Annotated in this window: 12 protein-coding genes; 10 read left to right on the forward strand and 2 right to left on the reverse strand. The window is 56.3% G+C overall.

Translation table 11 applies throughout. The features are described from left to right. Positions 1-8 precede the first annotated feature (8 nt). The 4 genes from secF to ABLV12_RS21315 all read left to right on the forward strand — a co-directional run bounded on the left by secF (position 9) and on the right by ABLV12_RS21315 (position 3,622). Entirely contained in the window at positions 9-980 is a 972-nt protein-coding gene (secF, locus tag ABLV12_RS21300; RefSeq protein WP_004099428.1) for a protein translocase subunit SecF, read from the forward strand. 116 nt (positions 981-1,096) lie between these two features. Beyond that, positions 1,097-2,488, forward strand: coding sequence for a M24 family metallopeptidase (locus ABLV12_RS21305; RefSeq protein WP_064399071.1), 1,392 nt, complete (start codon positions 1,097-1,099; stop codon positions 2,486-2,488). A 64-nt stretch (positions 2,489-2,552) separates the two neighbouring features. Beyond that, a complete protein-coding gene (locus ABLV12_RS21310; RefSeq protein ID WP_004099432.1) occupies positions 2,553-2,918 on the forward strand; it encodes a VOC family protein in 366 nt (121 codons plus the stop codon). 14 nt (positions 2,919-2,932) lie between these two features. Continuing rightward, positions 2,933-3,622: a YafY family protein gene (locus ABLV12_RS21315; RefSeq protein ID WP_004099434.1), complete on the forward strand. Its 690-nt coding sequence runs from the start codon at positions 2,933-2,935 to the stop codon at positions 3,620-3,622. Between the two features lie 43 nt (positions 3,623-3,665). Here ABLV12_RS21315 and ABLV12_RS21320 read toward each other — a convergent pair whose 3' ends face one another. After that, entirely contained in the window at positions 3,666-4,550 is an 885-nt protein-coding gene (locus tag ABLV12_RS21320; protein WP_004099436.1) for a nucleoside-specific channel-forming protein Tsx, read from the reverse strand. Positions 4,551-4,846: 296 nt separating this feature from the next. Beyond that, entirely contained in the window at positions 4,847-5,389 is a 543-nt protein-coding gene (locus tag ABLV12_RS21325; protein WP_004099446.1) for a DUF3251 domain-containing protein, read from the reverse strand. Positions 5,390-5,536: 147 nt separating this feature from the next. Here ABLV12_RS21325 and nrdR point away from each other — a divergent pair, with 147 nt between their 5' ends. The 6 genes from nrdR to pgpA all read left to right on the forward strand — a co-directional run bounded on the left by nrdR (position 5,537) and on the right by pgpA (position 9,641). Further along, positions 5,537-5,986 (forward strand): transcriptional regulator NrdR, encoded by a 450-nt coding sequence (gene nrdR, locus ABLV12_RS21330; RefSeq protein ID WP_004099449.1) that lies wholly within the window; start codon positions 5,537-5,539, stop codon positions 5,984-5,986. A gap of 3 nt (positions 5,987-5,989) precedes the next feature. Continuing rightward, positions 5,990-7,093 (forward strand): bifunctional diaminohydroxyphosphoribosylaminopyrimidine deaminase/5-amino-6-(5-phosphoribosylamino)uracil reductase RibD, encoded by a 1,104-nt coding sequence (gene ribD / locus ABLV12_RS21335; RefSeq protein ID WP_016808652.1) that lies wholly within the window; start codon positions 5,990-5,992, stop codon positions 7,091-7,093. Positions 7,094-7,186: 93 nt separating this feature from the next. Continuing rightward, a complete protein-coding gene (gene ribE, locus ABLV12_RS21340; RefSeq protein WP_003021575.1) occupies positions 7,187-7,657 on the forward strand; it encodes a 6,7-dimethyl-8-ribityllumazine synthase in 471 nt (156 codons plus the stop codon). Between the two features lie 19 nt (positions 7,658-7,676). Beyond that, on the forward strand, positions 7,677-8,096 hold the full coding sequence (nusB, locus tag ABLV12_RS21345) for a transcription antitermination factor NusB (protein ID WP_004099457.1): 420 nt from the start codon (positions 7,677-7,679) through the stop codon (positions 8,094-8,096). A gap of 74 nt (positions 8,097-8,170) precedes the next feature. After that, complete coding sequence (gene thiL, locus ABLV12_RS21350) at positions 8,171-9,145, forward strand: thiamine-phosphate kinase (RefSeq protein ID WP_004099460.1); 975 nt, start codon at positions 8,171-8,173, stop codon at positions 9,143-9,145. Next, positions 9,126-9,641, forward strand: coding sequence for a phosphatidylglycerophosphatase A (pgpA, locus tag ABLV12_RS21355; protein WP_004099462.1), 516 nt, complete (start codon positions 9,126-9,128; stop codon positions 9,639-9,641). The genes thiL and pgpA overlap by 20 nt, the downstream gene beginning before the upstream one ends. Positions 9,642-9,820: the final 179 nt, after the last annotated feature.

Raw genomic sequence — 9,820 nt, forward strand, 5'->3', positions numbered from 1 at the left:
AGTGCGTTGTGGCACAGGAATATACTGTTGAACAATTGAACCACGGCCGTAAAGTCTGGGACTTTATGCGCTGGGACTACTGGGCCTTCGGCATTTCAGGTTTTTTGCTGATTCTGTCCATTATTATCATTGGCGTGCGCGGGTTTAACTGGGGTCTGGATTTCACCGGCGGTACGGTGATTGAGATCACCCTCGAAAAGCCTGTTGATATGGATCAGGTGCGCCAGTCGCTGCAGAAGGCGGGCTTCGAAGAGCCGCAGCTGCAAAACTTTGGCAGCAGCCGCGACATCATGGTGCGTATGCCGCCGGTACATGACGCCAACGGCAGCCAGGAGCTGGGCAGCAAGGTCGTTAACGTGATTAACGAATCGACCAGCCAGAATGCGACGGTCAAGCGTATTGAGTTTGTGGGGCCGAGCGTCGGCGCAGACCTGGCGCAGACCGGCGCGCTGGCGCTGATAGCCGCGCTGGTGTGTATCCTGATCTACGTAGGGTTCCGCTTTGAGTGGCGCCTGGCGGCAGGGGTTGTTATCGCGCTGGCGCACGACGTGGTGATCACCATGGGCGTGCTGTCGCTACTGCATATCGAGATCGACCTGACCATTGTGGCCTCGTTGATGTCGGTTATCGGCTACTCGCTGAACGACAGTATCGTGGTATCTGACCGTATTCGTGAAAACTTCCGCAAGATTCGCCGCGGTACGCCGTACGAAATCTTTAACGTGTCGTTGACGCAGACCCTGCACCGTACTTTGATCACCTCCGGGACGACCTTGATGGTTATCCTGATGCTGTATCTCTTCGGTGGCCCGATTCTGGAAGGCTTCTCGCTGACCATGCTGATCGGTGTCTCCATCGGTACGGCTTCTTCTATCTACGTTGCGTCCGCGCTGGCGCTCAAGCTGGGCATGAAGCGCGAGCACATGCTGCAGCAGAAAGTCGAGAAAGAAGGGGCGGATCAGCCGTCAATTCTGCCGTAAGGCAAGCGTGCATTGATAAACGAATCCCGGTCGCAAGGCCGGGATTTTTTTTATTACAACCGGCCGGATTTTGGTTACTCTCCCGTATCAGCGCTAAATGACATGGAGAAATGCCGATGGCTGTCGTAACTCTTTCCACCGTTCCTCAACCCCCGCTCTGGTACGATGTGCCTTCCGTCACGCTTAACGACGACACGCTGCGCCAGCGCAAAGCGAAGGTGCTGGCGAATATGCGGCAGCAAGGGCTGGATACGCTTATCATCTATGCCGATAAAGAGCACGGCGGCAACTTTGAGTATCTCACCGGTTTTATTCCCCGTTTCGAAGAGGCGCTACTGGTAGTGCATCGGGACGGTGAGGCGGTGCTGGTACTGGGTAACGAGAACCTGAAGCTGGCAAGCTACGCGCGGCTGGAAAATCGTGTGATTCACGCCCCGTGGTTTTCGCTGCCCAATCAACCGATGGAACCCCGCAAAACGCTGGCTCAGCTGTTTCAGGAGGCGGGCGTTGCGGGGGGAAAAAGAGTTGGCCTCGCGGGCTGGAAGCTCTTTACCGGCGCGGTTGATGACCGCGCGCGGATGTTCGATCTGCCCGCCTTTATCGTTGACGCTATTCGCGAGGCAGCCGGGCCGCAGGCAAGTATAACCAACGCCACCGGCATTTTTATCGACCCGGCAAGCGGAGCGCGAATCACCAATAATGCCAACGAGCTGGCGCACTATGAGTACGGTGCTAATCTCGCCTCAACCGCGATTCTGACCGCGCTTAACGCCATTGCGCCGGGGAAAACGGAAAAGCAAATCGGCGCGCTGCTGGCGGCGGAAGGGCAAGCGAATAGCGTGGTGATGATTGCCGCCACCGGCGATCGCTTTGCCGGAGCGAATCTCTACCCCAGCGATAAAGCTATCCAGCGCGGAGATAAATTCTCGCTCACCACCAGTTTTAAAGGCGGCCTGAGCAGCCGCGCAGCCTACGTGGTGGCCGATGAGAGTGAACTGGCGCCTGAGGTGACTGATTATCTGGACGTAGTGGCGAAGCCCTATTTCAACGCGGTGGTGAACTGGCTGGAAAATCTGCGCATCGGCATGCGCGGCGGCGATATGTATGCCCTGATCGAGCGAGTATTGCCGAAGGCGGAATATCACTGGCACCTGAATCCGGGACATCTGGTCGCGGATGAAGAGTGGCTCTGCTCGCCCATTGGCCCCCATTCAGCCGCCTGTCTGCAAAGCGGAATGATATTGCAGATCGACATTATTCCTTCCCGAGCGGGCTACGGCGGCGCAAGCATTGAAGATACCGTGGCGCTTGCCGACAGCGCGCTGCGTCGGGAGCTGGCGCAAAGTTACCCCGAGCTCTGGCAGCGCATTGTCGCCAGACGATCGTATATCGGCAATCGGCTTGGCATTGCGCTTCCTGAAGAGGTGCTGCCTTTCTCCAGTACCGTCGGCTACCTGCGTCCGTGGCTGCTTAGCCCGGAGCGCGCGCTGGTCTGCGCACCATGCTGACACAATGCTGTCAGTAGGCCTGTCATACACTCCTCCTGAACCCAAACAATGGACAGGAGGAAGTATGAACAACGTCATTAACTGGTTTGAGATCCCGGTTGCCGATATGGATCGTGCCGTGGCGTTTTACGAGCCGGTGATGCAGGTCACGCTGAAACGGGAAAATATGGAGTGTGCCGAAATGGCCGTATTTCCTTATCAGGACCCGGCTCCCGGCGGCGCGCTGGCAAAGTTTGATAGCGTAAAGCCCTCCGATCAGGGATGCATTATCTATCTGCATACCGATAATCTGACGGCCACGCTAGAACGCGTCAACTCTGCGGGCGGAAGCTGCGTTTTTGGCCCCTTTGAGCTGGCGGACGATATCGGCACGATTGCCCTGTTTATCGATAGTGAGGGGAATCGGATTGGTTTGCATCAACCCGCATAAATGAGATAACAAAAATGAGCCGACGCGCCGACCGTCTTTTTCAAATCGTGCAGATCCTGCGGGGGAGGAGATTAACCACCGCCGGATTGTTGGCCGAGCGGCTTGGCGTGTCAGAGCGCACTATTTACCGCGACATTCGCGATCTCTCGCTTTCCGGGGTTCCGGTTGAGGGAGAGGCCGGAAGCGGCTATCGGCTGCTGGCGGGCTATGATCTACCGCCGTTAATGCTGACAACCCAGGAATCGGAAGCGCTGATAGCCGCTATTCGGCTACTGCAAACCTGGGGCGGCGCGTCGCTGTCCCGGGCGCTGGAATCGGCGCAGGAAAAGGTGCTGGCGATATTGCCCGCGGAGAGCCGACGTAAGGCCGAGCAGTCGCGGCTGTTCGCACCGGACTTTGGTTCCCAGGGCTATAGCAAAGATCAGTTTGATTTGGTGCATCGGGCGGTCTCCGCTCAGCAGGCGCTCGCGCTGCGCTATCGTGATGAAGCGGGAAATCAGTCGCAGCGAGAAGTGCTGCCGCTGGGGCTTTTTTTCTGGGGCGAGCGCTGGCTGCTGGTGACCTGGTGCGAGCTGCGTGAGGATTATCGCTGTTTCCGTCTCGACCGCTGTCTGGAGATTTCCGCCACCGGGCGTCATTTCAGCGAACGAGCCGATCGTTCATTGAGTGATTTCTTGCGTAAGGTGAGGTGCGAAGAGCGTTAGCTTTAATTATCCCCGGCGCATTTGCCGGGGATAATCGAGCCGATTAGAAGTTGTAACCGACCACGAAATAACCACCCCAGCCGGTAGAGCGGACGTTAAAGTCGCCGTCGCCGAAGTTCAGTTTCGCGTCATCCGCCCACTGGCCGCCGTTGTGGAAGTAACGCGCCACGACGGAGTAGTGCCAGTGATCGTAGTTCAGCGCCAGGATATGGCTGGAAGCGATGGAGTTGCTGGTGCGTGAATGCTTACCGTTCAAATCATAAGAGTTGTCATCGCCCAGATCGGAGCCCCAGTCAAAGTTGGTGAAGCCGATATAGCTCAGTGAACCGCCCCACAGATCGGTCAGGGGCACAAAGTATTTCACTTTGAAACGGTAACCGTCCCATTCGTTCTCGTTAGATGCGCCATAGTTTTGCCACTGATATTTCGCATAGACGTTCAGGGAGAGGCTCATCGGCAGGCCGGTATCGATATCGGTACCCAGACCCATATACCAGGTGCTCTGACGACCGGATTTGTTGCGGCCCATGTCGTAGATATAGTTGTTGGCGAAATACCACTCTTTGAACGGGCCGAAGCTGAGGTCGGTACCGGTCAGTTTATCGATAGAGAAGCGCGGCTCAATTTCCATAAACAGCGGAGAACCGTGGTTCCAGATACCTTTCGCGTCGGTGTTGCCGCCGAAGAATACCGGCGCATCCATATAGCCATAGAAATCAAACCAGTCTTTCTTAGCGAACGCTTCATATTCCAGATAAGTATCGTTACGAATCTGCGGCCCAAAACGAGTGTGGTAGCTGCCCACCACGTTCACACTCTGGTGCCACCAATCAGACAGATATTGCGGTTTGTCGTTTTCTGCCGCGCTGGCAGAGAAAGATGCGGAGAGCGCCAGAGCTGCGCCAGCTGCCAGTAATGTTTTTTTCATAATGATGCCACTGTTTAAATTAAGCCTGAAGGCGTTAAAAGAATCGCCGTAGCGTTTCTAAATATTTCGTATTTCTGTGGCGTCTATTATAGGAATCATTGCTCACAAAAATATGTGTTGTTTCACATAACGAAGACATAGGTAATCGATTGCGTTCACGATTTTATGCATTTCTTGACGAAATGCCACCGAAATTCATAATTCCTGTCAATTTTTAGTGAACCGATCGGGAAATCTGTAAGTGGATTTGCACAGCGGAAAAAAAGCCGGATGTTGAACGCATCCGGCAGACGGCATTACTGCATACTGGCGGGCTGAATATCGTGGATGCGAACGAAGCCAACCTGCTCTGGCGTCACGCCATTCAGGCGCAGCGGAATGTCGACATCGCTCGGCGCCAGGACGCTTGCCGGAGCGCTAATGAGCTGATTTTGTACATTAACCTCCTGGTAGCTATCGGTTGTGCCGCTGATCTGCCCGGAGGCGACCGTCGCGCTAAAGGCCGGCAGCGGATCGTTTGATTCCCCCTGAATGCGCAGGGTGAGGCGGGTACCGTCGCCATCCGGGGCGATATTGAGCAGCGACATGCGCAGGGTACCAATCTGGCTTTTCAGGCGAGCTGGCGTTTTCGCCTCCGGCAGCAGGTATACGCCGCTGTTAGATTTCGCGTTCAGAACGTTTTGCTGAGTAATTTTTACCGTTTGCTGATTGAGCTGGGTCATCTCTTTGCTCAGAGTGCTCACGCTCTGGTTCATCTGGCGAATTTCGCTTTGCTGCGCGCAGGCGCTAAGGGTGAAAATGCTACCCACAATGGCCAGCTTTAAATAACGTCTTGTCATAGTCGAGATTCCGTTAACAGAGGATGCTTAATGGTAGATCGTTCGGCTAAACGCACTATAGATCCTTTGTCTCAAAAGCTCTTTCTTTGTTGTCGGGTCACTTCGCGGTAAACTACCTGTTAGTTTAACTACTTGTCAGGACGCGCTATGCATTGCCCTTTCTGTTTCGCCGTAGATACCAAGGTTATCGACTCACGTCTGGTGGGCGAAGGCTCTTCCGTGCGTCGTCGCCGCCAGTGTCTGGTCTGCAACGAACGCTTTACGACGTTTGAAGTGGCGGAGCTGGTGATGCCGCGAGTCGTAAAAAGCAACGACGTGCGCGAGCCTTTTAATGAGGACAAACTGCGCAGCGGCATGCTAAAAGCACTGGAAAAGCGTCCGGTCAGCTCAGATGACGTCGAAATGGCGCTTAACCACATTAAAACCCACCTGCGCGGAACCGGCGAACGTGAAGTGCCGAGCAAAATGATCGGCAATCTGGTGATGGAACAGCTGAAAAAGCTCGATAAAGTGGCCTATATCCGCTTCGCTTCCGTCTATCGCAGTTTCGAAGATATCAAAGAGTTTGGCGAAGAGATCGCCCGCTTACAGGACTGATCCATGCAGGACGAAATATACATGGCGCGAGCGCTGAAGCTGGCTGCGCGCGGACGCTTCACGACTCACCCAAATCCGAATGTCGGCTGCGTGATCGTCAAAGATGGCGAGATCGTCGGCGAAGGTTTTCACTATCGCGCCGGTGAACCGCACGCGGAGGTGCATGCGCTGCGCATGGCGGGCGAAAAAGCCCAGGGCGCGACGGCGTACGTGACGCTGGAACCCTGCAGCCATCACGGGCGTACGCCGCCGTGCTGCGAAGCGCTAATTGCCGCAGGGGTAACCCGCGTCGTTGCCGCAATGCAGGACCCCAATCCCCAGGTCGCGGGGCGCGGTCTGTACCGCTTGCAGCAGGAGGGCGTTGACGTCAGCCACGGGCTGATGATGAATGAAGCCGAAGCGCTGAATAAAGGTTTTCTCAAGCGCATGCGCACCGGCTTCCCGTGGATCCAGCTAAAAATGGGCGCATCGCTGGACGGCCGCACGGCGATGGCCAGCGGAGAGAGCCAGTGGATCACCTCACCGCAGGCGCGGCGTGATGTCCAGCGCCTGCGCGCGCAAAGCCACGCTATTCTGACCAGCAGCGCGACGGTGCTGGCGGACGATCCGGCGCTGACCGTACGCTGGGACGAGCTCAACGCTGAAACCCAGGCGCTGTACCCGCAGGAAAATCTGCGCCAGCCTTTACGCATCGTTATTGATAGCCACAATCGCGTCACGCCGCAGCACCGTATCGTGCAGCAGGCGGGCGAAACGCTGTTTGCCCGCACCCGTGAAGATGAACGGCAGTGGCCGGAGAGCGTACGTACTCTGCTGGTGCCGGAGCATAATGGTCGGCTGGATCTGGTTTTATTGATGATGCAGCTGGGCAAACAGCAAATTAACTCGATCTGGGTGGAGGCCGGGCCAACGCTTGCCGGCGCGCTGTTGCAAGCCGGGCTGGTGGATGAGCTTATCGTCTATATTGCGCCTAAACTGTTAGGCAGCGATGCGCGCGGATTATGCGCGCTGCCGGGGCTTGAGAAACTAGCGCAAGCACCCCATTTCAAATTCAACGAGATACGTCATGTAGGCCCGGATATTTGCCTGCATTTAGTGAACGCTTGATTTCCCTGGTCAAAAGGGAAAGCAGTGCGCCGATTATTATGATAGAATCCGCCCCCCTTGCGGGGCCAAATGAACTGAACCCGAAGGAAGAGTATGAACATTATTGAAGCTAACGTTGCTACCCCGGACGCTCGCGTCGCCATCACCATTGCGCGTTTCAACAACTTTATCAACGACAGCCTGCTGGAAGGTGCGATTGACGCCCTGAAGCGTATTGGCCAGGTTAAAGATGAAAACATTACCGTTGTTTGGGTTCCAGGCGCGTACGAACTGCCGCTGGCGGCTGACGCACTGGCGAAAACCGGTAAGTATGACGCGGTGATTGCGCTGGGTACCGTTATCCGTGGCGGCACTGCGCATTTTGAATATGTGGCTGGCGGTGCAAGCAATGGCCTGGCGCACGTCGCTCAGGACAGCGGAATCCCGGTAGCCTTCGGTGTTCTGACCACAGAAAGTATTGAACAAGCCATCGAACGCGCTGGCACCAAAGCCGGTAACAAAGGCGCTGAAGCAGCGCTGACCGCGCTGGAAATGATTAACGTATTGAAAGCCATCAAGGCCTGATTTTTGTAAGGGGAATTCCGTGAAACCTGCTGCTCGTCGCCGCGCCCGTGAGTGTGCTGTCCAGGCGCTCTACTCCTGGCAGTTGTCCAAAAACGACATTGCTGATGTCGAATACCAGTTCCTGGCGGAACAGGATGTAAAAGATGTCGACGTTCTGTATTTCCGCGAGCTGCTGTCCGGAGTGGCGACTAACAGCGCGTATCTCGACGGCCTGATGAAGCCGTACCTTTCTCGTCTGCTGGATGAGCTGGGTCAGGTGGAAAAGGCGGTCCTGCGTATCGCGCTGTTTGAGCTGTCAAAGCGTAGCGATGTACCGTACAAAGTTGCGATTAACGAAGCCATTGAACTGGCGAAAACCTTTGGCGCTGAAGATAGCCACAAGTTTGTCAACGGCGTGCTGGACAAAGCTGCCCCGGTAATTCGTCCCAACAAAAAGTAAACTCCAGGGCCGGATTTGCAGAGTCTCACTTCTGCAAACCGGCCTTATTCTTTTCTTTTTCTGAGGCATAACGTATGGCATGCGGCGAATTTTCCCTGATTGCCCGTTATTTTGATCGCGTAAAAAGCGCACGTCTTGATGTTGAAACCGGCATTGGCGACGACTGCGCGCTCCTGAATATCCCCGAGAAAAAAACGCTGGCAATCAGCACCGACACCCTGGTGGCGGGAAACCATTTTTTACCCGACATCGACCCTGCCGACCTCGCCTATAAAGCGCTGGCGGTAAATTTAAGCGATCTGGCGGCGATGGGCGCCGAACCGGCGTGGTTAACGCTGGCTCTGACCCTGCCGGAAGCGGACGAAGCCTGGCTTGAAGCCTTTAGCGACAGCCTGTTCGTACAGCTTAACTATTACGATATGCAGCTCATTGGCGGCGATACTACTCGCGGACCGCTGGCGATGACGCTGGGTATTCACGGCTATGTGCCAACGGGACGCGCGCTGAAGCGTTCCGGGGCAAAGCATGGCGACTGGATTTACGTCACCGGCACGCCGGGAGACAGCGCTGCTGGCCTGGCGATTTTGCAGGATCGGCTGCAGGTGGAAGATGCCACCGACGCGGATTACCTCCTGGCGCGTCATCTGCGCCCGCTGCCGCGGGTTCTGCAGGGTCAGGCGCTGCGCGATCTGGCGAATTCGGCCATCGATCTTTCCGACGGCCTGATTTCCGACCTGGGGCATATTCTCAACGCCAGCGGCTGCGGCGCGCGCATCGACCTTGATGCAATGCCGTTCTCGGATGCGATGCTGCGCCAGGTGGATAAGGAGCAGGCGCTGCGCTGGGCGCTCGCCGGCGGTGAAGATTATGAACTGTGCTTTACCGTACCTGAACTCAACCGCGGGGCGCTGGACGTGGCGCTTGCCAATCTCGGCGCGCGTTTTACCTGTATTGGACAGATCGTTCCTGAATCGGAAGGCCTGCAATTCACCCGTGAGGGCAAGCCGGTAACGCTGGACGTTAAGGGGTATGACCATTTTGGCGCGTAGTAGAGATGTGGCGAAAAGCCGGCTGAAGATGAGCAACCCCTGGCATCTGCTGGCAACGGGATTTGGCAGCGGTCTTAGCCCCGTGGTCCCCGGCACGATGGGGTCGCTGGCGTCGATTCCCTTCTGGTACTTGCTGACCTTTATTCCCTGGCAGCTCTATTCGCTGGTGGTGATGATGAGTATCTGCATCGGCGTCTATATTTGTCACCGTACGGCGAAAGATATGGGTACCCACGATCACGGCAGTATCGTCTGGGACGAGTTTGTCGGGATGTGGATTACGCTGATGGCTTTGCCGACGATGGACTGGCAGTGGGTTGCCGCCGGGTTCGTGATTTTTCGCATCTTTGATATGTGGAAGCCGTGGCCTATCCGCTGGTTCGACCGCAATATCCACGGCGGGATGGGGATCATGGTGGATGATATCGTCGCCGGGGTGATTTCCGCCGGGGTGCTGTACGTCATTGGCCACCACTGGCCAATTGGGCTTTTCTAAAGGTCGTCCGGCCCGCCTGGCGTGTACCGCCAGGAGATCGTGCAAGCCGGCGTTTCCCGGAGGCGGTGCTGCGCACCTGTCCGGGCTACTGTCCCACAGACGGTGGAGAACTCGTAGCCCGGGCAAGGCGCTTTGCGCCGCCCCCGGGAGCAAAGCGCAGAGTGGCATAATTTCCCGGA

Origin of the sequence: Klebsiella sp. CN_Kp100, from assembly GCF_040065315.1 — a bacterium.
In the GTDB taxonomy this organism is placed as follows: Bacteria; Pseudomonadota; Gammaproteobacteria; order Enterobacterales; family Enterobacteriaceae; genus Klebsiella; species Klebsiella oxytoca.